The sequence below is a fragment of the Streptomyces sp. NPDC006012 genome (genome assembly GCF_042871185.1).
Lineage (GTDB): Bacteria > Actinomycetota > Actinomycetes > Streptomycetales > Streptomycetaceae > Streptomyces.
This window is the reverse complement of sequence record NZ_JBIAIE010000001.1, coordinates 555833-581650: the sequence shown is the minus strand read 5'-3', so window position 1 is coordinate 581650 and position 25818 is coordinate 555833. Positions and strand designations below refer to the sequence as shown.

The 25818-nt window shown below is 71.0% G+C and carries 16 protein-coding genes, 1 tRNA gene and 2 pseudogenes; 3 read left to right on the top strand and 16 right to left on the bottom strand.

What is annotated here, in order from left to right:
- Nucleotides 1-55: 55 nt before the first annotated feature.
- The 4 genes from hemW to lepA form a co-directional block, all read right to left on the bottom strand.
- Complete coding sequence (gene hemW, locus ACFYPJ_RS02460; protein WP_389009169.1) at nucleotides 56-1288, bottom strand: radical SAM family heme chaperone HemW; 1233 nt, start codon at nucleotides 1286-1288, stop codon at nucleotides 56-58.
- Nucleotides 1289-1500: 212 nt separating this feature from the next.
- Nucleotides 1501-3504 carry a SpoIIE family protein phosphatase gene (locus ACFYPJ_RS02455; protein ID WP_389009166.1) on the bottom strand — a complete coding sequence of 668 codons (2004 nt, stop codon included), beginning with the start codon at nucleotides 3502-3504 and terminating at the stop codon, nucleotides 1501-1503.
- Between the two features lie 273 nt (nucleotides 3505-3777).
- Nucleotides 3778-5652 (bottom strand): AMP-dependent synthetase/ligase, encoded by a 1875-nt coding sequence (locus ACFYPJ_RS02450; RefSeq protein WP_389009164.1) that lies wholly within the window; start codon nucleotides 5650-5652, stop codon nucleotides 3778-3780.
- A gap of 281 nt (nucleotides 5653-5933) precedes the next feature.
- On the bottom strand, nucleotides 5934-7802 hold the full coding sequence (lepA, locus tag ACFYPJ_RS02445; protein ID WP_389009161.1) for a translation elongation factor 4: 1869 nt from the start codon (nucleotides 7800-7802) through the stop codon (nucleotides 5934-5936).
- Nucleotides 7803-8022: 220 nt separating this feature from the next.
- Between lepA and rpsT the strand changes: the two genes are divergently transcribed.
- Nucleotides 8023-8289 carry a 30S ribosomal protein S20 gene (rpsT, locus tag ACFYPJ_RS02440; RefSeq protein ID WP_389009158.1) on the top strand — a complete coding sequence of 89 codons (267 nt, stop codon included), beginning with the start codon at nucleotides 8023-8025 and terminating at the stop codon, nucleotides 8287-8289.
- Nucleotides 8290-8616: 327 nt separating this feature from the next.
- Here the strand turns inward: rpsT and holA are convergent, their stop codons facing one another.
- The 5 genes and pseudogenes from holA to ACFYPJ_RS02415 all read right to left on the bottom strand — a co-directional run.
- Nucleotides 8617-9606: a DNA polymerase III subunit delta gene (gene holA / locus ACFYPJ_RS02435; RefSeq protein ID WP_389009155.1), complete on the bottom strand. Its 990-nt coding sequence runs from the start codon at nucleotides 9604-9606 to the stop codon at nucleotides 8617-8619.
- Between the two features lie 234 nt (nucleotides 9607-9840).
- Nucleotides 9841-11088 (bottom strand): annotated as a pseudogene (locus ACFYPJ_RS02430) (IS4 family transposase).
- A 20-nt stretch (nucleotides 11089-11108) separates the two neighbouring features.
- A complete protein-coding gene (locus ACFYPJ_RS02425; protein WP_389009152.1) occupies nucleotides 11109-11354 on the bottom strand; it encodes a hypothetical protein in 246 nt (81 codons plus the stop codon).
- 48 nt (nucleotides 11355-11402) lie between these two features.
- The gene (locus tag ACFYPJ_RS02420) at nucleotides 11403-12284 is read right to left on the bottom strand and encodes a YceI family protein (RefSeq protein ID WP_389009150.1); all 882 of its coding nucleotides are present in this window, start codon (nucleotides 12282-12284) and stop codon (nucleotides 11403-11405) included.
- Nucleotides 12285-12895: 611 nt separating this feature from the next.
- A pseudogene (locus ACFYPJ_RS02415) lies at nucleotides 12896-13768 on the bottom strand (LysR family transcriptional regulator); the annotation flags it as partial.
- Nucleotides 13769-13888: 120 nt separating this feature from the next.
- Here ACFYPJ_RS02415 and ACFYPJ_RS02410 point away from each other — a divergent pair.
- Complete coding sequence (locus ACFYPJ_RS02410) at nucleotides 13889-14245, top strand: DoxX family protein (RefSeq protein ID WP_389009147.1); 357 nt, start codon at nucleotides 13889-13891, stop codon at nucleotides 14243-14245.
- Between the two features lie 369 nt (nucleotides 14246-14614).
- Here the strand turns inward: ACFYPJ_RS02410 and ACFYPJ_RS02405 are convergent, their stop codons facing one another.
- The 6 genes from ACFYPJ_RS02405 to ACFYPJ_RS02380 form a co-directional block, all read right to left on the bottom strand.
- Entirely contained in the window at nucleotides 14615-17263 is a 2649-nt protein-coding gene (locus ACFYPJ_RS02405; protein WP_389010111.1) for a ComEC/Rec2 family competence protein, read from the bottom strand.
- 224 nt (nucleotides 17264-17487) lie between these two features.
- Nucleotides 17488-18741 (bottom strand): helix-hairpin-helix domain-containing protein, encoded by a 1254-nt coding sequence (locus ACFYPJ_RS02400; RefSeq protein WP_389010108.1) that lies wholly within the window; start codon nucleotides 18739-18741, stop codon nucleotides 17488-17490.
- A 307-nt stretch (nucleotides 18742-19048) separates the two neighbouring features.
- The gene (locus tag ACFYPJ_RS02395; RefSeq protein WP_389009144.1) at nucleotides 19049-19894 is read right to left on the bottom strand and encodes a DegV family protein; all 846 of its coding nucleotides are present in this window, start codon (nucleotides 19892-19894) and stop codon (nucleotides 19049-19051) included.
- A gap of 72 nt (nucleotides 19895-19966) precedes the next feature.
- Nucleotides 19967-20749, bottom strand: coding sequence for a hypothetical protein (locus ACFYPJ_RS02390; RefSeq protein WP_389009142.1), 783 nt, complete (start codon nucleotides 20747-20749; stop codon nucleotides 19967-19969).
- Nucleotides 20750-20902: 153 nt separating this feature from the next.
- Nucleotides 20903-23833 carry a leucine--tRNA ligase gene (leuS, locus tag ACFYPJ_RS02385; RefSeq protein WP_389009139.1) on the bottom strand — a complete coding sequence of 977 codons (2931 nt, stop codon included), beginning with the start codon at nucleotides 23831-23833 and terminating at the stop codon, nucleotides 20903-20905.
- 330 nt (nucleotides 23834-24163) lie between these two features.
- Nucleotides 24164-24236: transfer RNA gene (locus tag ACFYPJ_RS02380), tRNA-Ala, on the bottom strand.
- Between the two features lie 138 nt (nucleotides 24237-24374).
- On the opposite strand from ACFYPJ_RS02380, the gene ACFYPJ_RS02375 reads away from it, so the two are divergent.
- On the top strand, nucleotides 24375-25604 hold the full coding sequence (locus tag ACFYPJ_RS02375) for a glycosyltransferase 87 family protein (protein WP_389009137.1): 1230 nt from the start codon (nucleotides 24375-24377) through the stop codon (nucleotides 25602-25604).
- On the opposite strand, the gene ACFYPJ_RS02370 is transcribed toward ACFYPJ_RS02375, so the two are convergent.
- Nucleotides 25583-25816 (bottom strand): hypothetical protein, encoded by a 234-nt coding sequence (locus ACFYPJ_RS02370; protein WP_376534373.1) that lies wholly within the window; start codon nucleotides 25814-25816, stop codon nucleotides 25583-25585. The genes ACFYPJ_RS02375 and ACFYPJ_RS02370 overlap by 22 nt on opposite strands.
- Nucleotides 25817-25818: the final 2 nt, after the last annotated feature.

Here is a 25818-nt window from a genome sequence, read left to right as displayed (position 1 = left end):
TCCCGGACGGCAGGGACCGAACCCGCGTTCCGCACCGATTCACCCGCGACGGTGATCAGTCCACCAGGTCCCGCACCACCGCGTCCGCCAGCAGCCGCCCCCGCAGTGTCAGCACTGCCCGCCCCTCGTCGTAAGGCGCGGCCTCCAGCAGCCCGTCCGTCCGTGCCCGCCGTGCCGCCGCGAGGCCGTCGGGACGCAGCAGGTCCAGCGGGACACCCTCGCGCAGCCTCAGCTCCAGCAGGATCCGCTCCACCCGGCGGTCCTCGTCGGACAGGATCTCCCGTCCGGCGCCCGGGGTGCGGCCCGCCGCCAGGGCCGCCGCGTACGCCCCCGGATGCTTGACGTTCCACCAGCGCACGCCGCCCACGTGGGAGTGCGCGCCGGGTCCCGCGCCCCACCAGTCGGCGCCGCGCCAGTACAGCTCGTTGTGCAGGCAGCGGCTCGCGGCGGAGGCGGCCCAGTTGGAGACCTCGTACCAGTCGAGACCGGCCGCGGTGAGGATCTCCTCCGCGATCAGGTAGCGGTCCGCGTGGACGTCGTCGTCGGTCATCGGGACCTCGCCCCGGCGGATCCGGCGGGCGAGCTGGGTGCCCTCCTCGACGATGAGGGCGTACGCGCTGATGTGGTCGGGGCCCGCGCCGAGCGCCGCCTCCAGGGAGGCCCGCCAGTCGTCGTCGGACTCACCGGGCGTGCCGTAGATCAGGTCCAGGTTGACGTGCTCGAAGCCGGCCGCGCGTGCCTCGGCCACGCACGCCTCGGGGCGGCCGGGGGTGTGGGTGCGGTCCAGGACGTCCAGCACGTGCCGCCGCGCGCTCTGCATGCCGAAGGAGATCCGGGTGAAGCCGCCCTCCCGCAGGGCCGTGAGGTAGGCCGGGTCGACCGTCTCCGGATTCGCCTCGGTCGTGATCTCCGCGTCCGGCGCGAGACCGAACTCGGCGCGGATCACGCCCAGCATCCGTACCAGGTCGGCCGCGGGCAGCAGGGTCGGCGTGCCGCCGCCGACGAAGACCGTGCGGACCTCGCGCGGGTCGTCGCCGAGCACCTTGCGGGCCAGCCGGATCTCGTCGGTCAGGGTGTCCGCGTAGTTGTCCCGGGAGGCGAGCACTCCGCCGGTGCCGCGCAGTTCGCCGGCGGTGTAGGTGTTGAAGTCGCAGTATCCGCAGCGGGTCGCGCAGTACGGGACGTGCAGGTAGAACCCGAGGGGGCGGCCGGCGGCCCCGGCGAGCGCGGAGGCGGGCAGCGCGCCGTCGGCGGGGACGGGCTCGCCGTCGGGGAGTGCGGAAGGCATGTGGTCCATTGTCCCGTACCGGTGCCCGGGCCTGGTCGTCCCCGTACCAGGACAGCGGTGGCCTTGGTCGGGTCGTGGGCCGGAGCGGGTCGTGAGCCGGATCGGCTCGGGGGCCGGATCGGCTCACGGCCCCCGTCAGCGCGCGCCCCGAGTCGGCTCACGGCCCGAATCCACTCGCGCCCCGGATCGGCTCGTGGGCCGGGGCCGGTCGCTCACTCCGCCTGGAGCACCAGCAGGGCCAGGTCGTCCTCCGGCGGCCGCCCGCCGAAGTCGTGCACCAGCTGCCTGATCCGGTCCGCGATCAGCTCGGCGCTGAGCCCGGCGCAGCCGGACAGCGCCCGGGCGAGCCCGTCGCCGTCGTCGAACTGACGGGATCCGCACCGGCGCTCGGTGACCCCGTCGGTGACGCACAGCAGGCTGTCTCCCACCCCCAGCTCGATGGTCTCGCTGGTGTACGTGGCGTCCTCGACGACGCCGAGCAGGGTCTGCGGATGCGCGGCCGTGCGGACCTCGCCGTCGGGCCCGAGCACCAGCGGCAGCGGATGGCCGGCGGAGGCGAGGGTGCAGCGGACACCGCCGTCGAAGGGGACGAGTTCGCCGTAGAGGAGGGAGAGGAACCGGTTCTGGGGGCCGTCGCCGGGGGCCACGGGACGGCCGCCGGCCGCCACCAGCGCACGGGCCGCCGCGTCCGCGGCTTCCATGGCGTCGTCGAGGAGGAGTTGGTTGAGGCGGTCGAGGACGTCGGCGACCCGATAGCCCTCGCGGGCCAGCAGCCGCAGCCAGGGCCGAGCCAGGCCGATCACCACGGCCGCCTCGGGGCCCTTGCCCTGGACGTCGCCGATCGCGAAGCACCAGCGGCCGTCACCGGCCGGGAACAGGTCGTAGAAGTCGCCGCTCGGTCCGCCCTGGTCGCACGGCTCGTAGACGAGCGCGCTGCGCAGCCCCGGGATCTCGGCGACCGCGCCGGGGAGCAGCCCGCGTTGCAGGATGGCGCTGATCGTGGCCTGCCGGGCGTACTGGCGGGCCGCGCCGATGGCGAGGGCCACCCGGCGGGCGAGGTCCTCGACGAGGCCGGTGATCTCGTCCGGGAAACGGGTGAGCCCGCATCGCCCGATGACCAGCGTGCCCAGCGGCCGGCCGCCCGCGATCAGGCGGTAGGCGAGCGCCGCGCCGTGTGCGGCGCGCGGGCCGAGCGCGGCGCCCGGCCAAGGGAAAGGCTCGGGTCCGGAGCGCAGGCCGTCGGGGCACGGCGGGTCCTTCTCCAGGGTCCGGCGGAGTTCCTCGATCCGGTTCTCGCTCTCGTGCCAGACCCGGGCGAGCCGCGGTCCGGCAAGGCCCGTCTCCGCCCAGCCGCCCCGCACGGTCGACTCGTCCTCCAGCCACACCGCGCACCAGTCGGCGAGCCGCGGCACGATCAGCTGGCCGGTGAGCGCGGCGACCAGGTTCTCGTCGAGTTGCCCGGCGAGCAGGTCGGACGCCTCGGCCAGGAAGGACAGCGCGCCGCGGCCGAGCCAGTCCCGGTCCCGCTCCGCCCGGTGGGGCTCGGGTGCCAGGACCTCGGCGACGGCGAGCGCGCGCTCCCCGGCATACGTCTCACGCCCGTCGGCGAACGGCCCGCCCTCGGGCGTCAGCCGCGCCCACACCGTCTTGGCGCCGGTGCGGTAGGTGACGCCCCAGGACTCGGCGAGCGTGGCGACGAGGCGCAGGCCGCGCCCGTACTCCGGGATCTCGTACGGCGTTTCGGCGCCGTTGTCGCGTGGGGCGCGCGAGGGGTGGTGGTCGCCGACCTCGACGACGACGGCGCCGTCCTCCTCCAGCCGGCAGACCAGTTCGACGTCGGTGCCCGCGTGCACGACGGCGTTGGTGACGAGTTCGCTCACCACGATCATGACGTCGTCGGCCAGCCGCTCATGGCTCACCAGGCCGAGTTCGTCCCACTCGGCGAACGCTCTGCCCACCAGTGCGCGGGCGGAGCCGGCCGCGAGCGGACTGCCGGGCAGCGTCGCGTGCGTCCGGCTGTGCCGGTCCGCTCCGCCGCGCGCGGCCGGATACCCGGACGGACTCTCAGCCGGATGCCCGGCCGGATACGCGGACGGATGCTCGGCCGGATGCTCAGCCAAGTACGCGGGTGGATGCTCGGCCGGATGCGCGGACGGATGCGCGGACGGCTCGAAGCCACAGGACTCGGTCTCCCGTTGCGTGGGTATGGCCCCCATTGCCAGCTCCCCGAGCGTTTCGGACGATTAGGCCCTCGGTCGTTGCCGACAGGGTGACAGACGGGCCGGATCCATAAGCGCGGAGTTACCGAAGTGGGCCGCCATGGGTGAGAACAGTGCTATGGGGTGCTACGGGTGTGTTCGAACACGGACAGAAGCCGGAACGACTGAGAAGGGGAGCGGGACGCCGGGCGTCCCGCTCCCCTTCCCCTGGCCTCTCGTCTGGCTTTCCCCTGGTCGCTCCCTGGTCGTTCCTGTGGCCGAGGTGTGGGCCTACGCCTCGCGGGTGCCCGCGTACATCTCGTCGAGCAGGTGCTTGTACTCCCGTTCGACCACGGGCCGCTTCAGCTTCAGGCTCGGCGTGACCTCACCGTGTTCCACGTCCAGGTCACGCGGGAGCAGCCGGAACCTCTTGATGGTCTCCCACCGTTGCAGTCCCTGGTTGAGCTCCTTGACGTACCCCTCGATGAGGGCGACCGTCGCGGGCGCGGCCACGATGTCGGCGTACGCCTTGCCCGCCATGCCGTTCTCCTTCGCCCACTCCACGATGGCGGCCTCGTCGAGGGCGATGAGCGCGGTGCAGAAGTTCCGGGAAGCACCGTGCACGAGGATGTTGGAGACGTACGGACAGATCGCCTTGAACCGGCCCTCGACCTCGGCCGGCGCGATGTACTTGCCGCCGGAGGTCTTGATGAGGTCCTTCTTGCGGTCGGTGAGGCGCAGATAGCCGTCGGCCGACAGTTCGCCGATGTCACCGGTGTGGAACCAGCCGTCGGACTCCAGCACCTCGGCGGTCTTCTCCGGCAGCTTGTGGTAGCCCTGCATGATGCCGGGGCCGCGCAGCAGGACCTCGCCGTCGTCCGCGATGCGCACCTCGCAGCCGGCCAGCGGCTTGCCGACCGTGCCGGTGCGGTACGCCTCGCCGGGGTTGACGAACGAGGCCGCGGAGGACTCGGTGAGGCCGTAGCCCTCCAGGATGTGAATGCCGGCGCCGGCGAAGAAGTAGCCGATCTCCGGCGCGAGCGCGGCCGAGCCGGAGACGCAGGCGCGCAGCCTGCCGCCGAACGCCTCGCGGAGCTTGGCGTACACGAGCGCGTCGGCGACCCTGTGCTTGGCGCTCAGGCCGAACGGCACGGAGGCGGTGCCGGTGCGCCGGAAGGTGTCCTGACGGGCCTTGGCGTACTCACGGGCGACACCGGCCGCCCACTGGAAGATCCGGAACTTGGCCGCGCCGCCCTCGCGGGCCTTGGCCGCGACGCCGTTGTAGACCTTCTCGAAGATGCGCGGCACGGCGGCCATGTAGGTCGGCTGGACGACCGGAAGATTCTCGATGATCTTGTCGACGCGGCCGTCCACGGCGGTGACAAAGCCGACCTCGATCTGCCCGGAAGTGAGCGCCTTGCCGAAGACGTGCGCCAGCGGCAGCCACAGGTACTGCACGTCCTCGGGGCCGAGCAGGCCGGTCGCGGCCATCGCCTTCGCCATGTACGACCAGTTGTCGTGCGGCAGCCGCACCCCCTTGGGGCGGCCGGTGGTGCCGGAGGTGTAGATGAGGGTGGCCAGCTGGTCCTTGGTGATCGCCGCCACCCGTTCCTCGATCAGGCCAGGGTGCTTCTCCAAGTAGGCGGCGCCGCGCTCCTCCAGTTCGGCCAGGGTGAGCACGCCGTCGCCGGTCTCGACGCCGGCCGCATCGAGCACCACCACGTGGGTGAGGTCGGACAACTCGGCGCGCTTCTCCTGCACCTTCGCGAGCTGCGCCGCGTCCTCGGCGATCAGCACCCGGCTTTCGGAGTCGGCGAGGATGAACGCCGACTCGTCGACGTTGGTCTGCGGGTAGACGGTCGTGGTGGCGGCGCCCGCGCACAGGATGGCGAGGTCGGCGAGGATCCACTCGACACGGGTCGAGGAGGCGAGCGCGACGCGCTCCTCGGGCCGCACGCCCAGGTCGATGAGCCCGGCGGCGATCACGTAGACCCGCTCCGCCGCCTGCGCCCAGCTGAGCGTCTTCCAGCCGTCCGGCCCCTGACCGGAGGAGGGGGGCACCGGGTAGCGGTACGCCTCGGCGTCCGGTGTGGCCGCGACGCGGTCCAGGAACAGGTTCGCCACGGACGGCGGACGGTTCTCGATCAGTGTCTGTGTGTCGCTCACGACATCCTCCGGGCCCGCTACGACGCGGCTGGCTCACTGTGACTGGGTGCACCCGTGGGACGGCTCGCCGGGCCGCCGCCCGGCGTTGTTTAACCCACGAGTAACTATCGAGCAGGGATCAGAGTAGAGCCCGCCCAGCCGACACGTAAGGGGCGGCGGCCTGTCACTTCCTACCGTCAGCGACCCTACGCATGCGTAGAGGCCCGCCGCGTTTTCTCGCGACGAGCCCCTGTTGCGCCCGGTTTGCCGGGATACCGGTAGGTAACCCGGAGTGACCGGCGTTACTTCTTGGCTTTGCTCGACCCCGCGCTGTCATCGCTGGACAGCACGGCGATGAAGGCCTCCTGTGGAACCTCCACGGAACCCACCATCTTCATCCGCTTCTTGCCTTCCTTCTGCTTCTCCAGCAGCTTGCGCTTCCGGGAGATGTCACCGCCGTAGCACTTGGCGAGGACGTCCTTGCGGATGGCGCGGATGGTCTCGCGGGCGATCACCCGGGAGCCGATGGCCGCCTGCACCGGCACCTCGAAGTTCTGCCGCGGGATCAGCTCCCGGAGCTTGGCGACGAGCCGGACGCCGTACGCGTACGCCTGGTCCTTGTGGGTGATCGCGGAGAAGGCGTCGACCTTGTCGCCGTGCAGCAGGATGTCGACCTTGACCAGGGAGCTGTTCTGCTCGCCCGTGGGTTCGTAGTCGAGCGAGGCATAGCCGCGGGTCTTTGACTTCAGCTGGTCGAAGAAGTCGAAGACGATCTCCGCGAGCGGCAGCGTGTAGCGGATCTCCACGCGGTCCTCGGACAGGTAGTCCATACCGAGCAGCGTGCCGCGCCGGGTCTGGCACAGCTCCATGATCGCGCCGATGAACTCGGTGGGCGCGAGGATCGTGGCCCGTACGACCGGCTCGTACACCTCGTCGATCTTGCCCTCGGGGAACTCGCTCGGGTTGGTCACGACGTGCTCGACGCCGTCCTCCATGATCACGCGGTAGACCACGTTCGGGGCGGTGGCGATCAGGTCGAGGCCGAACTCGCGCTCCAGCCGCTCCCGGACCACGTCCAGGTGCAGCAGCCCGAGGAAGCCGACGCGGAAGCCGAAGCCCAGCGCGGCGGAGGTCTCCGGCTCGTAGACCAGCGCGGCGTCGTTGAGCTGGAGCTTGTCGAGCGCTTCGCGCAGGTCGGGGTAGTCGGAGCCGTCCAGCGGATACAGGCCCGAGAAGACCATCGGCTTCGGGTCCTTGTAGCCGCCCAGCGCCTCGGTGGCGCCCTTGGCCTGGCTGGTGATCGTGTCACCGACCTTGGACTGGCGGACGTCCTTCACGCCGGTGATCAGGTAACCCACCTCACCCACGCCGAGGCCGTCGGCCGGCAGCATCTCGGGCGAGCTGACGCCGATCTCCAGCAACTCGTGCGTGGCGCCGGTGGACATCATCCGGATCCGCTCACGCTTGTTGAGCTGGCCGTCGACGACCCGGACGTACGTCACGACGCCGCGGTAGGAGTCATAGACGGAGTCGAAGATCATCGCGCGCGCCGGGGCGTCCTTGACGCCGACCGGGCCCGGGATCTCCTGGACGACGCGGTCGAGCAGCGCGTCGACACCGAGGCCCGTCTTGGCAGAGACCTTGAGCACGTCGTCGGGCTCGCAGCCGACCAGGTTGGCCAGCTCCTCGGCGAACTTCTCCGGCTGCGCGGCCGGGAGGTCGATCTTGTTCAGCACCGGGATGATGGTGAGGTCGTTCTCCATCGCCAGGTAGAGGTTGGCGAGGGTCTGCGCCTCGATGCCCTGGGCGGCGTCCACGAGGAGGACGGTCCCCTCGCAGGCGGCGAGCGACCGCGAGACCTCGTAGGTGAAGTCGACGTGCCCGGGGGTGTCGATCATGTTGAGGATGTGCGTGTTGCCCGGGTCCTGGGTGGGAGCCCACGGCAGACGCACCGCCTGGGACTTGATCGTGATGCCGCGCTCACGCTCGATGTCCATGCGGTCGAGGTACTGAGCACGCATCTGGCGCTGCTCGACCACGCCGGTCAGCTGGAGCATCCGGTCGGCAAGCGTGGACTTGCCGTGGTCGATGTGCGCGATGATGCAGAAATTCCGGATCAGAGCCGGGTCGGTACGGCTCGGCTCGGGCACATTTTTAGGGGTCGCGGGCACGCAGGGTCCTGTCTCTTGAGGCGCCTTCTGCCTCGGGTCGGATCGATACGTAGTCTCCATGGTCCCACGGGCGGGCACCGGGGAGGGGTTTGGGCTGGCCGCGGGGCCACTGGTACCGTGAGGGGCTGTGCCTCGTGCCTGCTCGGCGCGTGGTACCTCTCAGAAGATCACCGGCAACGGGACCCCAGGGCCCCGTGCCAGAACCTGAAAAGGCTCATTCGTGGCGAACATCAAGTCCCAGATCAAGCGGATCAAGACCAACGAGAAGGCCCGGCTGCGCAACAAGGCCGTCAAGTCTTCCCTGAAGACCGCGATCCGCAAGGCCCGCGAGGCCGCTGCCGCGGGTGACGTCGAGAAGGCGACCGAGTGCCAGCGCGCCGCTGCGCGCCAGCTCGACAAGGCCGTCTCCAAGGGCGTCATCCACAAGAACCAGGCCGCCAACAAGAAGTCGGCCCTGGCCTCCAAGGTCGCGTCCCTCAAGGGCTGAGTCAGTCCTGACTTGACCGTCGGACGGACCAGAGCGGGCCCTCTCTCATCCGCTCCCGGCCGGCACCCAGAGCCTGTTCGCGGCCTGCGTTCGCCACGCGGGAACAGGCTCGACAGCTTTGACCGGAGGTCCCGGTGACCGCCCTTCCCCAGGGCGGGCGCCGGGGCTTTCGGTGTTTTCGGGGCCGCTGAGGCCAAGCTTCGCTGTCGAGGCCGCTTCAACATTCTCTTCGGGTCCGTCACAGGTCGGCTTGCGACCCGTCCCGGACCCGCCGCCCCGCGCGTCAGGCCGACCGGTCGCCCCGGCCCCGCCTGCCAGCGCCGCCGATCATCCCCGGCCCCGCGACCGCGCCGCCCGCGCGATGGTCACGACGGCTTTCTCCAATGCGTACTCGGGATCGTCCCCGCCCCCCTTCACTCCGGCGTCCGCCTCGGCCACCGCCCGCAGGGCCGTCGCCACACCGTCGGGCGTCCACCCCCGCATCTGCTGCCGCACCCGGTCGATCTTCCACGGCGGCATCCCCAGCTCCCGGGCGAGGTCGGCGGGGCGCCCACCGCGCGCCGACGACAGCTTCCCGATCGCCCGCACGCCCTGCGCGAGCGCACTGGTGATCAGCACCGGTGCGACCCCGGTCGCCAGCGACCAGCGCAGTGCCTCCAACGCCTCCGCGGTGCGCCCCTCGACGGCGCGGTCCGCCACCGTGAAGCTCGACGCCTCGGCCCGACCCGTGTAGTACCGCCCGACGACCGCTTCGTCGATCGTCCCCTCGATGTCCGCGGCCAGCTGCGACGCCGCGGACGCCAGCTCCCGCAGATCGCTCCCTATCGCGTCGACCAACGCCTGGCACGCCTCGGGCGTCGCCGACCGGCCGAGCGTCCGGAACTCACTGCGCAGGAAGGCGAGCCGGTCCGCCGGCTTGGTCATCTTCGGGCAGGCCACCTCCCGCGCTCCCACCTTGCGCGCGGCGTCGAGCAGCCCCTTGCCCTTGGCCCCGCCCGCGTGCAGCAGCACGAGCGTGATCTCCTCGGCCGGCGCCCCCAGATAGGTCTTCACGTCCTTGACGGTGTCGGCCGAAAGATCCTGCGCGTTGCGTACGACCACGACCTTGCGCTCCGCGAAAAGCGACGGGCTGGTCAACTCGGCGAGGGTGCCGGGCTGGAGCTGGTCCGGTGTCAGGTCACGTACGTCCGTGTCGGCGTCGGCGGCCCTGGCGGCGGCCACCACCTCCTGCACGGCACGGTCGAGCAGAAGGTCCTCCTGGCCCACGGCAAGCGTCACCGGGGCGAGAGGGTCGTCATGAGCGGTCTTCCTGGCCATCTCGACAAGCATCGCACGGGCCACTGACAACGCGGGCGGCGAGCGGACACGGGAGGGCTAGGGTCAATGTCGGTGACTTAAGTTCTGTCCCGCCGAGTGATGGTGATGCTGTGCGGTGCGGGTGGTGTCCAGTTGCGATGCTCGGCCCGTTTGAGCGGCCAGTTGGACATCTTGCGTCTGATCACTCGGGGGCAGGTGCGATGGCGGCGTGCGGGCAGCAGGCGCTCAGCGATCTCAGCCAGGGTGCGGGTCAGTGCCCGGGCGAGTCTGCCGGGGGGAAAACGCCGCCTGGGCCGGGACCTGGCGGCGCACGATCCGCAGGGACCGGGTGAAGGAGAACCGGTCGGGATCAAGGCCCTGGCCGGTCGCGGCCTGGTGCATCAGCTGCCGGATGGCGTGGTGCACCAGGAGGAAGCCGTAGATCTCCTGCTCCACGCCCCACGGGTATTTCGAGCGCAGGACGAGCTTCGGGCCGCGCAGGCGGGTCTTGATCTCGTCCAGTGTGGTCTCGGTCCCCCACCGCTGGGCGGAGAGCGCGGCCAGTTCGTCCGCCGGTGCTTCCTCCGGGTCGAGCAGGGTGGTCAGCAGGCGGCAGACGGTGGCGTCGCCGGTGCGGGCGAGGGTGTACTCGATCACCCGGACCACCACCGGGCTGCGGCGGCTCTTGCGGTCCCACTCGGCATGGACGGCGCTGAGACAGGAGCCATCGGCCAGGACCTGAACCACGGCCAAGCCGCGCTCTTACGCATCCGCCACAGCAGGTCCGCGCCGGTGGCCCGGGCGGCCTGCCACAGCTCGAACCCGTAAAAGCCCCGGTCGGCCAGCAGCAGCATCCCCGCCCGGAGCCCGGTCAACAACTGCCGGGACAGCACCGGCTCACTCACCGACAACGACCCGACCGCCGCACCGAACACCGCGTGCGTCCCGCACTCCGCCAGCGCCACCACCCTGGCCTGCGGGAACGCGCCCGTCCCCCGCCCGGACCCCGGGCGGGGGAAGAAGCTGTCGTTCTCCGCCGTGTCCGCCAGGTCCAACGTCGTGCCGTCCACCGCCACCAGACGCCACCGCCGATACCAGGCACCCACCGTCTCCGGCACCGCCACCGGACGGCACACCCGCGCGAACAGCAACTTCAACGGCTCAACGCCCAGACGCCGACGCGCCCGCCCGATCGCGGCAGTCGTCGGCACCCGCCACGAGCGCCCCGCATCGCCCAGACCCGCACCCAGCAACCGCGACACCTCCTCATACGGCTGCCCGAAGAACAGACACATCGCCAGCACGAAGTACACGACCCCCCGGGCCGGCAAAAGACGACTGCGCCGCTCACCCCGCCCGGTCTCCGCGATCACCTCGTCGACCAGCCGCGACGGAAACGCCCGTGTCAGCACCCCGATCGCGATCCTGGTCCGACAAACGCTCACCCACAGGCGACTTGACCTGCCCACCCCATGCCACACCACAACCAACGAACGAGGACATCTAAGTCACCAGCATTGGGGCTAGGGTTCCTCCCGCCAGCCCTCCCACTCCCCCGCCAGCGCGTCCAGTTCCGCCGGGTCCAGCCGCTCCTCCTCGTCCCGCAGGACGACGAGCCACTGCGCGTCCTCGGCATCGTCCTCACCGGCCAGCGCGTCGCGCACCAGCTGCGGCTCCTCCACGACACCGAACCGCTCCCCGAGCGCTTCCGCCACCTCCTGCGCGGCATCGCGGTCGGGCAGCACCAGCACATGTCTCACATCGCTCACGGAGCCATTGTCCGGTGGCGCGACGGTGCCGGACGACCGGCCCGCACGTCAGCTCTTGGGCACGAGCTGCACATCGAGGTCGATCTGGATGCTCGGCCCGACCACGGCGATGCCCCGGGCCAGCATCGTCTGCCAGCTCACGGTGAAGTCGTCCCGGCGCAGTTCCGTGGTGGCCCGGCAGGCGGCGCGCGTCTCGCCCTCCATCCCGTTGCCGAGCCCGAGGTACTCCGTGTCGAGCGTGACCGTACGCGTCACCCCGTGCAGCGACAGCGCGCCGGTGACGGCCCACCGGCTGCCGCCCCGGTGCACACACCGCTCGCTGTAGAACTCAAGCGTCGGAAAGCGCTGCACGTCCAGGAAGTCCGCCGAGCGCAGGTGGTCGTCGCGCATCCGTACGTTCGTGTCGATGGACGCCGCGTCGATCACCACGTGCATCGCGGACTGCTCCACCGGATCGGCGATCCGCACCGCCCCAGCGAAGGTGTTGAACCGTCCGTGGACCCGGGCCAGCCCGATGTGCCGCGCGGTGAAGGCGATCGAGGAATGCGTCGGCTCGATCTCCCAGTCACCCGGCACCGGCAGGTCCGGCGGCTGGGCGACCTGGAGGATCACATCGCCCAGCGAGGCCAGCGCGTTCTCGCTGACCAGCGTGGTCGCCCGGTAGGGCGTGTAGCCGTCGGCCGAGACCGCGAGCCGGTACTCGCCGGCCGGCACCGTCGTCATGAACGACCCGTAGGGGTCGGTGCCGCCGGTGACCAGCGTGCGCCCCATGGCATCGGTGACCGCGAACTCCGCCTGTGGGACCGGCCCGTTGACCGGGTCGAGCACCCGGCAGCTGAGCACCCCGGCGTCGGGCGGAGTCTGGATCGCCGCGAGCGGACTCGCCCTATGCCCCCGCTTCGTTCGGTTTCCCAGCAAACGGCCGAACATCCAAGATCCCCCTGTACTCCACAACATCTCCAATTACCGAAGATACATTCGATCACCGATGCGGCATTCCAGGCAACACGGGCCCAGATCACTGGAATCCAGCGCATGTGATGGGACTACGTACGAGTAGCAGCTACCTGCCGTCTGTCGATGGAATTGGTCGCACGGATTCCATTTCACCTGGTCAGCACAGAGCAGGGGCCGCGCTGTTGCGGGAATCGGGGCCCGGGCCCGGACATCAAACCGCACTGCTGGACGCCTCTGCCTCTACGTCCGTCTCTTTGTCCGCATCCGCATCCGCATCCGCGTCCGACTCCGCATCACCTTGCCGCCGCGCGGTCCGGCCGGATGCACGGTCACACGTCAGGCTTGGCCTCGGGCTCGCGCTTGGTCCTGGGCTCGGTCCTGGCCTTGGGCTCGGTCCTGGGCTCGGTGCCGGAACTGGTCCTGCCCCTGGGGTCGGCCTTGGCCCTGGGCTCATGCCTGGTCCCAGGCTTGGCCCTGACCCCGGGCTCAGCCTCGTTCTCGGCCCCGGCCTCCGCCCCAGCTTCGATCAGACCTTCGATCCCCGCCTTGGCTCCGGTCCCGGCTTGCGGGGATACAGCGGTCAGACAGGACCTCACGAAGTCCTGAACCACGGGGTCGGTGTCGCCGGCGGGCGCCCACGCGACACCGACCCGGCTGGGGCTGACACCGCTGACAGGGCGGTAGACGATGCCGGGGCGGGCGTAGTACCGGGCGGCGGATTCGGGGGCGAGGGCGATGCCGTAGCCGTTGGCGATCGCGCTCAGCCAGTCGTCGGGCAGGTCGGTGACGGCGCCGATGCGGACCGGGTGGCCCTCGCGTTCATCTGCGGCCAGCCAGTAGTCCCGCCAGGCCCCCGACTCGGGTGGCGCCGCCACGAACGGTTCGTCCCACAGGTCTCGGAACGGAATCAGGTCACGTGCGGCGAAACGGTGTCCCGCCGGCAGGGCGATCCAGCGTGGCTCGCTGAACAGCACTGCCACTCGCAGCACCTCCTGGCCGGGGAAGGGCAACCGCAGCAGGGCGGCATCGGTGTCGCCGTCGGCAAGCCCGGCGGTCGGGTTCGACCAGGCGGCCTGCCGCATGTCGGCCCGCCAGCCCGGCCGGCGCCGGCCGAACTCCACGACGATGCGCTGGGTCGCCTCGTTGGCTGCACTGGCCAGGAAGCCGACCCTCAGCACACGGGCCGCCCGGTCGGCCGCCCCCTTCGTCTCGCGCAGCAATCGGTCCCAGTCGGCCAGCAGGGCAGGCGTCCGCTCCGCCAGGACCCGGCCCGGATCGGTGAGGGCCATCCCGGACCGGGACCGGGTGAACAGCCGCACCCCGAGCCTCGCCTCCAACTGCTTGATCTGCTTGGTCAGCGCCGGTTGGGAGAGGAACAGACGCTCTGCCGCACGGGTCAGACTCCCTGTCTCCGCCACCGCGACGAAGGAACGCAGCAGCCGGGTGTCCACATCCATGCTTTCAGGTTATAGATGCAGGTATTGGACGCCAAACCGAGGATCGGCAAGGCTTTTCACAGGGGAAACGGCAGCCGCCCCGCGCCCGCCCTCGACGCGCCCGGCCGAAAGGGGAGGTCCATGGTCACCGCCTATGTGATCGTCACCGTCATCACCGTCGCGGCCAACGCCGGGATCGTCGTCACGGACCTGCTGCGGGCCGGGTTCGTCCTGGCCAACTCGGCCGAGGTGGGGCTTCCGCAGTCCTGGCTCCCCTGGCTCGCCACGGCCAAGGCCGCCGGGGCTGCCGGACTCCTGCTCGGGCTCCTGGGCGCCCGGCCCCTCGGCCTCGCAGCCGCGGTGGGGCTCGTGCTGTTCTTCCTCGGCGCCATCGCCGCACACGTCCGCAGTCGCGTGTACCACAACATCGCCTTCCCGACCGGCTACCTCGGGCTCATCACCGCCTCCCTCGTCCTTGCCCTCGCCACCCTGCGATGACCGTCGATCGCTTGCGTACGACCACCCCAACCACCCTCGACAGCGGGCCAGCCCTGGGCGGCGTACCAGTCTTGGGCGACGTACCAGCCCTGGGCGGCGTACCAGTCTTGGGTGGCCTGCCGGTGCCCCGCGGCGTGCCCGTCTTTGACGGCATGCCCGTCTTCACGGCGTGCCCGTCCTCGGCGGCGTGCCGGTGCCCAGCCGGCCTGCCCGTCCCCAGCAACGTACCGGTGCCCAGCCGACCTGGCCTCGGCAGCGTGCCCACGCGCCGACCATCACCGACCGTGTCACCCGGGCACTCCTCCACGGACGACAGGTGAAGGCGCGGCACGGGCCCGACGCGGGCACGGCTCGCGGGGTGTCCAGCCCTCAGTCACGCGTCACCCGTAACTCCCCACCTGACTCGCCCGATCCGGCGACCGCGAGCGAACCGTCCCGGTCCGTGCGCAGCACCACCGCCCCCGTCGCCCGCAGCGCCGCCACGGTACTGGGCGCCGGATGGCCGTACGGGTTGTCCACGCCGCACGAGACCAGCGCCACCCGTGGTGCCACGAGCCGTATCAACTCCGGGTCCTGGTAGGCCGAGCCGTGGTGAGCGACCTTGAGCACGTCCACCCGGGCCAGCCCGGCCACCGCCGGAGACCTGGACAGCGCCTGCTGGGCCGGTGGTTCCAAGTCGCCGAGCAGGAGCAGTCGCAGCCCGGCCGACCGGACGAGCAACGTGACGCTCGCATCGTTCGGCCCGTCCGGTTCCGGTCCCGGGCGCGGCGGCGGCCACAGCACCTGCCAGCTCAGCGGACCGGTGCGCCGCCGTTCTCCCGCGACGGCGCGGGTCACCGGGACATGTCTGCGCGCCGCTTCCCTCCTCACGAACTCTGCCTGTTCCGCAGGTTCTTCGAAGCCTGTCGTCTCGATCGCGGCCACGGAGCGCCCGCGCAGCACACCGGGCAGTCCGGCCACGTGGTCGGCGTGGAAATGGGTGATCAGCAGGAGCGGGACACGGGTGATGCCGAGGTCCCGCAGACAACGGTCGACCAGGTTCGGGTCGGGGCCCGCGTCCACGACCACCCCACTGCCCTCGCCCACCGCGAGCACCGTCGCGTCCCCTTGCCCGACGTCACACATCGCGTACCGCCAGCCGGACGGCGGCCAGCCCGTGATCACCCGGGTGAGCGGCGCCGGCCGTATCACCAGCAGCAGGAGCAGCAGCAGGCAGACACCGCACCACCACGGGCGCCTCAGCAGCCGCCGTCCGATCAGCACAACGGTCGTCGTGACCGCGGCGAGCAGCAGCGCCCCCGCCCAACTGCCCGGCCAGTCCACTCCCCCACCGGGCAACGCGGCCCCGGTCCGGGCGACCCGCGCGATCCAGTCGGCCGGCCAACTCGCACACCAGGCGAGTGCCTTGGCCACGGGCATCGCCAGCGGCGCGGTGGCCAGCGCCGCGAATCCAAGCACCGTGGCCGGGGCGATGGCGATCTCGGCGAGCAGGTTGCACGGCACCGCCACCAGACTCACCCGTGCCGACAGCACGGCGATGACCGGCGCGCACACGGCCTGCGCAGCGGCGGCCGCGGCCAAGGCCTCCGCCGCCCGCCGCGGCACCCCGTGCCTGCGCAGCGCCTCGCTCCACCCGGGCGCGAGCACCAGCAACGCACCGGTGGCCAGCACCGACAGCAGGAATCCGTAGCTGCGGGCCAGCCACGGGTCGTAGAGGACCAGCAGCAGTACGGCCGTCGCCAGCGCGGGGATCAGGGACCGGCGGCGTCCGGTGGCCAGGGCCAGCAGCGCCACGGCGCCGCAGGCCGCCGCTCGCAGCACGCTCGGATCGGGGCGGCACACGACGACGAAGCCGAGCGTGAGCGTCCCCGCGAGCAGTGCCGTGCTCCGCAGCGAGAGCCCGAGGCGGGGCGCGAGTCCGCGGCGTTCGACGTGCGCCGCCAGGCCTGGCGGTCCGACGAGCAGGACGAGCAGGATGGTGAGGTTGCTTCCGGAAACGGCCAGCGTGTGCGCCAGATCCGTTTCCTTGAACGCTTCGTCCAGTTCGGCGGTGATACGAGAGGTGTCCCCGACGACCAGTCCGGGCAGCAACGCCCGCGCGTCGGCGGACAGCCCTTCGGTTGCCGTACGCAGTCCGGCCCGCAGCCGGCCCGCCAGCCGCTGTGGTCCGTTCGGCTCACCCACGACCTCCGGCGCTTTCGCCTCCGTGACCCGTAGCACGGCGGCCAAGTCATCGCCGCCCGCCAGCGCGGGGGCCAGCCGTGCAGTCACCTGCAGCCGGGTGGAGGGCAGCAGGCCCAGCCAGGCCGAACGCGCACTGCGCGGACCGCTGCCGGAGGCACGTCCGAGCGCCGGACCGTCCGTCCGCGCCGGTGCCGGGACGTCCGCGTCCACGATCATCAGCACCGGCGCCCGGGTCGTCATGGCCGTCCCATCGGTCCGCTCCACGCGCCGTACCTCGGCGCGAGCCAGCACGGCTGTCGGAGCGGTGTGGTCGCCTCTCACCCGTGGTCTGCTGAGCCAGGGGTCGGAGCCGAGCCGAACCTCCACGGTCACCGTCGCGTAGCGGCGGGCCAGCTCCGGCACCGGTCCCCGGTGGGTGTCCGCCCCGTGCAGCCCGGCGGACACAGCCGCCGCGGCCACGCACAGCAGTACGGCGGCGACCGAGGTCCGCGGCCAGGTGAACCACCCGGGCGGGCTCGCCGGCTGCGGGGATTCCGTGGGCGGGCCCGTCGCCCGCCCTTTCGCACGGTTTCGGCCGGCCCGGCCCCCACGGGTCAGGAGCAGCAGGACCGCCACGATCAGTGCCCCCGCCGCGACTGCGGCAGTCCACGTCAGTGAGGTGTCCAGCGTGACCGCGGCCGTCGCCCAGGCCGCGAGCGCGGGCGGCACGAGGCGCAGATCCGTCGGCCCCTCCTGGCGGGGGTGCGCGTCGCCGAGCCGATGTCCGGACGCCGCGTGGACGGCAGGGCGGGTGGACGGCGCGTGGACGGCAGAGCGGTCGGACGGCGCGTTCATGGAGGCGACGACGGTGACGGGTCGGCCGTCGACGCCTTCAGGCACTGTGGCATCGGGCAGCGTGGACTCAGAGGCGGTGTGCTGGGAGGCGGTGTGCTGAGAGGCACTGGGCCCAGAGACGGTGGACTCAGAGACGGCCGTCTCAGAGGTGGTGGGCTCAAGAGCCGCGGCCTCGGGAGCGGTCGGCTCAGGAACAGCGGGATCCAGGGCGCTGGGCTCACGGTTCATGGCCGTACCAGATTCCTCAGGTCGGAGAAGCGCCGGTCACCGATGCCGTTGACCTCACGGAGTTCGTCGACGGAACGGAATCCGCCGTGCTGGGTGCGGTAGTCGACGATGTGCCGGGCCAGCACGGGCCCCACCCCGGGCAGGGTGTCGAGTTGGTCCACGGTGGCCGTGTTCAGCGAGACCGGGGCCGCCGGTCCACCCGCTCCCGCCGCCGTGCCCGCAGAGCCGGATCCGGCCGCCCCGCCGAATCCGTTTCCGGCCGCAGCCCCAGGAGCGCCGACGACGATCTGCTCGCCGTCCACCAGGAAGCGGGCCCGGTTGAGACCGTCAGTCTCCGTGCCCGGGCGCACTCCGCCCGCTGCACCCAAAGCGTCGACGACCCGTGACCCCGCGGGCAGCCGATGGATCCCGGGCTTGCGGACCTTTCCGCTGACGTCGACCACGATCTCCGCGCCCACGCTCCCCTGAACAGCTCCGACCAAAGCCCCCGGCCCCGAGCCACCGCCCGTACCGGCCCTCCCGCCCGCCTCACTCTCCTCGCTCCGCTCGCCCTCCCCGCCCTTGCCCTCCACAGCGAACGGCGCCTGCGCCCGTACCACTTCCGGCGCGCGTACGGGCTGGGTGCGACCGGTCCAGAAGTGCTGCACGGCGAACACTGCGGCTGCGGCGAGCAGCACCGCGAGCGCGATCACACCCCGTTGCTCCAGACCGCACCTGGCCTGCAGCCACAACGGCATCCGCTCCCGCAGGGCGATCCCGGCGCGCTCCCGCCGGCCCGGCGCGGCTGACCCGTCCGGGCGATCCGCACCATCGGAGCCATCTGGGTGATTCACGTGATCCAAGCGATCCGCGTGATCGGCGTGATACGCCCTATCCGCGTGATCCGCGCGTGAGGTGTCCTTCCCCTGCGGGGCATCGGGCTTCGGCGGCGCGGCCGTCGGCCGTGGCCGCGCGACGGTGGCCGTCGGCCGCGCCGGGCTCAGTCCGGGTGCTGTTCCGAACGCCCTGCCTGTCACCGTCGAGGCAGGGACACGAGGCCGTGCACCTGGCGGTCCGTGGCCCGACTCCCCAGGTGCAATCGACTCCCCGCGCTCGCTCGGCTCCGGGCCTGCAAACGCCTTCCGGCGTCCACCCGGTCCCCGGGGCCGGCCCGGCTGCCGGTCTACGCCCGGCTCCCACCCTTCCGTCCGTGTCCCGTCTTCCTCAGCGCGTTCGCCGAAGAGGAGTTCCGCGCGGCGGCGCAGTTCCACCGCCCGTGTATGCCGTCGGCGCGCGTAGCGGCCCGGGCCGCTGGTCGGAGCCGTCGTGATGCGTGAGTGTGATCGAAGTGGCATGCGACGAGCATCGGGCATTCCACCAGTTCGCGATGATCTTGCTCAATTCCCGGGGATTACCCACCGGTTGTGGAAAACTCCGTCACCCACACGAGGGCACAGCCAGCCACGGCGCGGCTACAGCTACAGCTACAGCTACAGCTACAGCTACAGCTACAGCTACAGCTACAGCTACAGCTACAGACCACGAAAGACGCAGGTTGGCCGGCCCCGCGAACCCACGTCACCTCGGCGAGACGACGGCGCCGAGCAGTCCGGGCCCGGTGTGCGCGCCGATCACCGCTCCGACCTCGCTGACATGCACGTCGGCCAGCCCCGGTGCCCGTGCCCGCAGCCGTTCGGCGAGGGCCGAAGCCCGGTCGGGTGCGGCGAGATGGTGAACGGCGATGTCGGCCTCGGCCCCGCCCACCCGCTCGACGACGATCTCCTCCAGGCGGGCGATCGCCTTCGATGCCGTGCGCACCTTCTCCAGCAGTTCGATTCGGCCGTCTTCCAGTTGCAGCAGCGGTTTCACCGCGAGGGCGGAGCCCAGCAGGGCCGCCGCGGTGCCGATGCGGCCGCCACGGCGCAGATAGTCGAGTGTGTCGACATAGAAGTAGGCGGAGGTGCCCGCGGCCCTTTTCTCGACCGCCATGACGGCCTCGTCCATCGTGCCGCCCGACTCCGCTGTCTCGGCGGCGGCGAGCGCGCAGAAGCCGAGGGCCATCGCGACCATCCCGGTGTCCACCACGCGCACCGGTACCGGAGCCTCGCGGGCCGCGACGACCGCGGCATCGTACGTACCCGACAACTCGGCGGAGAGGTGCAGCGAGACGATCCCCGTGGCACCGGACTCGGCGACCGCGCGATAGGTCGCCGCGAACGTCGACGGGCTGGGGCGGGAGGTGGTGACGGGGCGACGTTTCTGCAGCGCCTGGGCCAGGGAGCGGGTCGAGATCTCGGTGCCCTCTTCGAGAGCCTGGTCGCCGAGGACCACGGTCAGGGGCACCGCGGTGATGCCGTGCCGCTCCATCATCCGGGGCGGCAGGTAGGCCGTTGAATCGGTGACGATCGCGACATGGCAGGACATGAGCTGGAGGTTACCTGGCGTATAGCCCGCATTGCAGCCCGCCCCCTCACACCTGCGCCGGAGCCGGTGAAATCAGCTGGTGCTCTCGGGCCGTGGCTTCTTCTGCCACGGGTAGGCAGGACGCCGGCCGGGCGGACTGATGGCGGGGCGGGGCTGTTCCCCCGCGGGCTCGGACCGCTCAGTCCGGGGCCAGGCCTGCGGGCCGTGCGAGCCGTCGCCCGTGGGGGCTTCGGGCCACGGGGGCGACGCGAATGACGCGGGTTCGGACTGTCCCGGCGGGGCCGGGGAAGCCGCGGGAGGTGTCGGCTCGTCGCGCTGCCAGTGCCGCAGGGCGCCCGCCTCGACGTCGATCTGCGCGCTCAGCGCGTCCAACTCGTCTTCGCCGAAGCGCTGCGCGCGGTCGACGGCGGCCCAGCGCAGCGCGTCCGCGGACTTGGTGATCCGCTCGGTGCGCTTGCGCAGTTCGGGCAGCCGCGCGGCGAGCGTGGCCCGATCCGGCTCCGACTCCAGGCGTTTGAGCTCGCGGTCCAGCTCTTGCCCGTGCGCGCTCAGCCGCTCGAAGAGACCGAGCGATTCCCGCAGCGCCGTGTCCTCCGCCACGCCCGCGTGCAGCGTGTCCTGCGTGGCCCGCATCGAGGTGCGCAGGTCGAGCCGGAGCTTGGCGACCTCGCCGACCGGGCCCGGCTGGGCGAAGGACTTCGCACGCAGTGTGTGGTCCTCGACCGTGCGGCGGGCCTGTGTGACCGTACGGTCGACGCCCCGCTTGGCCGCGCCGATCACTTTGATCATGATGTAGCCGCCCAGAAGGACGCAGAGCAGAAAGAGCACGGCGAACACTGCGATCACTGCTTCCACGACGCTCCTCCTCCGACCTCACGAAGCGACCCGCCCCGCTCCTCCACGGTAAACGCAACAGGCAGGCCCGGGGTTCCAGACAAACCCCGAACCTGCCCGTAGGGGACGCCCCGGAGACGGCGTCCCCACGCATGCATCCAGCCGTCCCCGCGCTTACGCCGGGACGATGTTCACCAGCTTGGGTGCCCGCACGATCACCTTGCGGATGGCGGCGCCGTCCAGGGCGGCGACGACCTTCTCGTCGGCCAGCGCCACCTTCTCCAGTTCCTGCTCGGAGATGCCCGGGGGGACCTCCAGGCGGGCCTTGACCTTGCCCTTGACCTGTACGACACAGGTCACGGTCTCGTCGACGACATACGCCGGGTCGGCGACCGGGAAGTCCCGGTGGACGACGGTGTCGGTGTGCCCCAGCCGGTGCCACAGCTCCTCGGCGATGTGCGGGGCCAGCGGCGCGATCAGCAGCACCAGCGCCTCGGCGACCGGCCGCGGCACCGTATCGCCCCGCCGCCCGCCGCCGGCCTCCGTCGAGGACCCTGCTGGCCCTCCCCCGTACGCTTTGGTCAGGTGGTTGTTCAGCTCCGTGACCTTGGCGATGGCGGTGTTGAAGCGCAGGCCCTCCAGGTCCTGACGGACGCCGTCGATCGCCTTGTGCAGGGCGCGCAGCGTCTCCTCGTCGGGTTCCGCGTCGGAGACGGTGACCTCGCCGGTCGTCTCGTCGACGATGTTGCGCCACAGCCGCTGCAGCAGCCGGAACTGGCCGACCACCGCGCGTGTGTCCCACGGCCGGGACACGTCCAGGGGGCCCATCGCCATCTCGTACAGACGCAGCGTGTCGGCTCCGTACTCGGCGCAGATCTCGTCGGGCGTCACCGCGTTCTTCAGGGACTTGCCCATCTTGCCCAGCAGGCGGGTGACCTTCTCGCCCTGGTGGTAATAGGCGCCGTCACGCTCCTCCACCTCGGCGGCGGCCACCGCGATGCCGCGGCTGTCGCGGTAGACGTACGCCTGGATCATGCCCTGGTTGAACAGCTTGTGGAACGGCTCCGCGGAGGAGACGTGCCCCAGGTCGTACAGGACCTTGGACCAGAAGCGGGCGTACAGCAGGTGCAGTACGGCGTGCTCGGCACCGCCGACGTACAGGTCGACGCCGCCGTGCGGCATGCCCTCGCGCGGGCCCATCCAGTACCGCTCGACCTCGGGGTCGACCAGCTGCCGGTCGTTGTGCGGGTCCAGGTAGCGCAGCTCGTACCAGCAGGAACCGGCCCAGTTGGGCATGGTGTTGGTCTCGCGGCGGTACTTCTTCGGCCCGTCGCCCAGGTCCAGGGTGACGTTGACCCATTCCTCGTTGCGCGACAGCGGCGTCTCGGGCTGGGTGTCGGCGTCGTCCGGGTCGAAGGTGCGCGGGCTGTAGTCCTCGACCTCCGGCAGCTCCAGCGGCAGCATCGACTCCGGCAGCGCGTGGGCGGTGCCGTCCTCGTCGTAGACGATCGGGAAGGGCTCGCCCCAGTAGCGCTGGCGGCTGAACAGCCAGTCACGCAGCCGGAAGTTGACGGTGCCCTCGCCGATGCCCTTGCGCTCCAGCCACTCGGTGATGCGCGCCTTGGCGTCGACGACGCCCAGGCCGTCCAGCTGCACGTCCTCACCGGAGGAGTTGACGATCTTCGCGTCGTACGAGGCGAAGGCGTCGTCCCAGGTCGACGTGTCGGTGTCGCGGCCGTCGGACGGCTCGACGACGCACCGGATCGGCAGCTCGAAGGCGCGCGCGAAGGCGAAGTCACGAGTGTCGTGCGCCGGGACCGCCATGATCGCGCCGGTGCCGTAGCCCATCAGGACGTAGTCGGCGATGAAGACGGGGATCTTCTCGCCATTGACCGGGTTGGTGGCGAAGGCGCCGGTGAAGACACCGGTCTTGTCCTTGGCCTCGGCCTGGCGCTCCACGTCCGACTTCGCGGCGGCCTGCGCACGGTAGGCGGCGACGGCGTCGGCGGGCGCGGCGTGGCCGCCGGTCCACACGGTGTGAGTGCCCTCGGGCCAGACCGCCGGGGTGAACTTCTCGACCAGCGGGTGCTCGGGGGCCAGCACCATGTAGGTGGCGCCGAACAGGGTGTCCTGGCGGGTGGTGAAGACCGTGATGTGCTCGCCGTCGATCGGGAAGTCGACGCGGGCGCCCTCGGAACGGCCGATCCAGTTGCGCTGCTGCAGCTTGATGGCCTCGGGCCAGTCCAGCTCGTCCAGGTCCGTCAGCAGCCGGTCGGCGTACGCGGTGATGCGCATGTTCCACTGCCGCAGCTTGGCCTTGAAGACCGGGAAGTTGCCACGCTCGGAGCGGCCGTCGGCGGTGACCTCCTCGTTGGCCAGCACGGTGCCCAGGCCGGGGCACCAGTTGACGGGCGCGTCGGAGGCGTAGGCCAGGCGGAAGTCGCCCAGGACGTCGGCGCGCTCGGCGGCGGTCAGCTCGTGCCACGCGCGCGTGCGGCCCGGTACGGCCCGCTCACCGGACTCGAACTGGGCGATCAGCTGGGAGATCGGGCGGGCCTTGCCGGCTTCGTCGTCGTACCAGGAATTGAAGATCTGCAGGAAGATCCACTGGGTCCACTTGTAGTAGTCCGGGTCGATCGTGGCGAAGGACCGGCGCTTGTCGTGGCCCAGGCCCAGCCGGCGCAGCTGGGCCTTCATGTTCTCGATGTTGGCCTCGGTGGACACGCGCGGGTGCGTGCCGGTCTGCACGGCGTACTGCTCCGCGGGCAGGCCGAAGGCGTCGAAGCCCAGGGTGTGCAGGACGTTGTGGCCGGTCATCCGCTGGAACCGGGCGAAGACGTCGGTGGCGATGTAGCCCAGGGGGTGGCCGACGTGCAGACCCGCACCGGAGGGGTACGGGAACATGTCCATGATGAACTTCTTGGGTTCGGCGACCGTTGCGGGGTCGCCGGCCAGATCACCCTTGGGGTTCGGCGCGGCATACGTGCCCTCGGCGTCCCAGAAGTCCTGCCAGCGTGCCTCGATCTCGGCGGCCATGGCAGCCGTGTAGCGGTTCGGCGCCACCTCCGCCGACGTGGCGGAAGCGGCGGGGTTCGTCTCGCTCATGATCCTCAAAGCTCCATAGGTCGTCTCTGCCTGCGGAAACGAAAAATCCCCTCACACAGGAGGGGACGCCGCGCCGATGCCGACCACGGGATTCACCGGCGGTCGGGACTGATCAGCGCGGCCCACTAAGCAGAAGGCGTACGGCACGCATGGCGACAGACTACCGCAGCCTTTGAGCAAGCCGCGACGGGTTTCCGTACGCCTGGTCGACACGACAAGCACTGAATCACATGGAAAAGTCACTTCGCGTAACACCCGCCACCGCGGGACACCGGCCCCGCACAAGCGGAAAGCGAACCATCCATCCGGATGATCCGCTTTCTCATTCTGTGGAGCTAAGGAGAATTGAACTCCTGACCTCCTGCATGCCATGCAGGCGCTCTACCAACTGAGCTATAGCCCCTCGCGGTCATGCAGCGAACCCGCTTGCCGACCGTGCCGCCCGATCTCCCCGGCGGCGACGCCAACATTACACGGTCGACGGGGTGCAGCACCAAACCGTTTCCCTTCTGCGGCGATACGGCAGCTATTGTCGCCCTTCATGATCGCGATCGCGCCCCTCGGAACCCGTCGTCGTGTGCCGGTCGCCCTGGGGGCGTGCCTGGTCTCCTTCGCCGCGTTCTGGATCGCGCAACGCGCCGCACACGTGTCGATGATCGACCTGCTGGTGTACCGGGCCGAGGGAGCGACCGTACGCGCGGGAGGCGATCTGTACGCCCTGCGGGCGACCACGGCCGGACTGCCGACCACGTACCCGCCGTTCGCGGCCCTGGTGTTCACGCCGCTGAGCCTGCCGGGGGCCGCCCAGCTGCGCGTCCTGGCCACAGTGGGAAATCTGCTCCTCCTGGTGGTGTTGGTACGGCTGTCATTGAGACTCGTCGGGCACGCGCGCGTGGAGAGCGTCTGGTGGTTCGCCGCGGCGGCCGTGTGGTGCGAACCGGTCTGGACGACGCTGCGCTACGGACAGATCAATCTGCTGCTCGCCGTCCTGGTGCTGTGGGACCTCTCCCACCGCTCCCCCGGTGGCCCGAAGCGCTGCGCGGGCGCCGGTCTCGGGCTGGCCGCCGCCGTCAAGCTGACACCCGCGCTGTTCGTCGTCTTCCTGATCGCCACCGGGGTCGTGGCGCGCTGCAGGGGCGGCGACGGAGGACCGTGGCTGCGGCACGCGCGCGGGGCGGTCGTCGCCTTCGCCGGCGCGACCCTGCTGGCGGCGGCCGTCCTGCCGTACGACTCGTGGCGCTTCTGGACCGACATGATGTTCCGCACGAGCCGGGTGGGTCACGCCGAGGACACCGCCAACCAGGCCCTGCGGGGCGTTCTGGCCCGGCTGCTGCACAACGCGGAGCCGGGTGGCCTCTGGGCCCTGCTGGCTGTCCTGGCGGCCGTCGCAGGACTGTGGGTGGCGGTCACAGCGGAGCTGGAGGGCCGCCGCTCATGGGCGGTGGTCGCCTGCGCGGTGACGGCGCTGCTGATCAGCCCCGTGTCGTGGTCGCACCACTGGGTGTGGTGCGTGCCCCTGGTGGTGGTGCTGTGGAGTCACGGCCACCGTGCGACGGCCGTGGGCTGCGCAACCGTGTTCTGTTCGTACGCCCTGTGGTGGGTACCGCACGGCAGCGGGCGGCCCGAACTGCATCAGGGAGGCACCGAATTGACGCTGTCGGCCCTCTACGGGGCGTGCGGACTGCTTTTCCTCGTGCTCGCCGGACACCGCGATCGCCGGACGTTGCTGCGGAGCCCGGCGCCGGCCGGTCAGGCGGTGACGAACGAATAGAACCGCTTGAGGGTGCAGTGCTCCTCCAGGAGGCGGCCGTAGATCGGTTCACCCTCCAGTTCGCGGTACGTCTCGATGGGATCGCCCTTTATGATCAGCGCCCGCGCGCATTCCTCGCACCAGTACTGGTAGTCCGGATTGATCGGCTCCATGTCACGGACGATCGGCGTGCCATGCCCGCACCAATCGCACTTTCGCCGGTGTGCACCCATCG

Coding starts and splice junctions, on each gene's coding strand:
- hemW (WP_389009169.1), bottom strand. CDS start 1,288: ATGCCTTCCGCACTCCCCGACGGCGAGCCCGTCCCCGCCGACGGCGCG.
- ACFYPJ_RS02455 (WP_389009166.1), bottom strand. CDS start 3,504: ATGGGGGCCATACCCACGCAACGGGAGACCGAGTCCTGTGGCTTCGAG.
- holA (WP_389009155.1), bottom strand. CDS start 9,606: ATGGCCAGGAAGACCGCTCATGACGACCCTCTCGCCCCGGTGACGCTT.
- ACFYPJ_RS02420 (WP_389009150.1), bottom strand. CDS start 12,284: ATGTTCGGCCGTTTGCTGGGAAACCGAACGAAGCGGGGGCATAGGGCG.
- ACFYPJ_RS02410 (WP_389009147.1), top strand. CDS start 13,889: ATGGTCACCGCCTATGTGATCGTCACCGTCATCACCGTCGCGGCCAAC.
- ACFYPJ_RS02405 (WP_389010111.1), bottom strand. CDS start 17,263: ATGAACGCGCCGTCCGACCGCTCTGCCGTCCACGCGCCGTCCACCCGC.
- ACFYPJ_RS02395 (WP_389009144.1), bottom strand. CDS start 19,894: ATGTCCTGCCATGTCGCGATCGTCACCGATTCAACGGCCTACCTGCCG.
- leuS (WP_389009139.1), bottom strand. CDS start 23,833: ATGAGCGAGACGAACCCCGCCGCTTCCGCCACGTCGGCGGAGGTGGCG.
- ACFYPJ_RS02375 (WP_389009137.1), top strand. CDS start 24,375: ATGATCGCGATCGCGCCCCTCGGAACCCGTCGTCGTGTGCCGGTCGCC.
- ACFYPJ_RS02370 (WP_376534373.1), bottom strand. CDS start 25,816: ATGGGTGCACACCGGCGAAAGTGCGATTGGTGCGGGCATGGCACGCCG.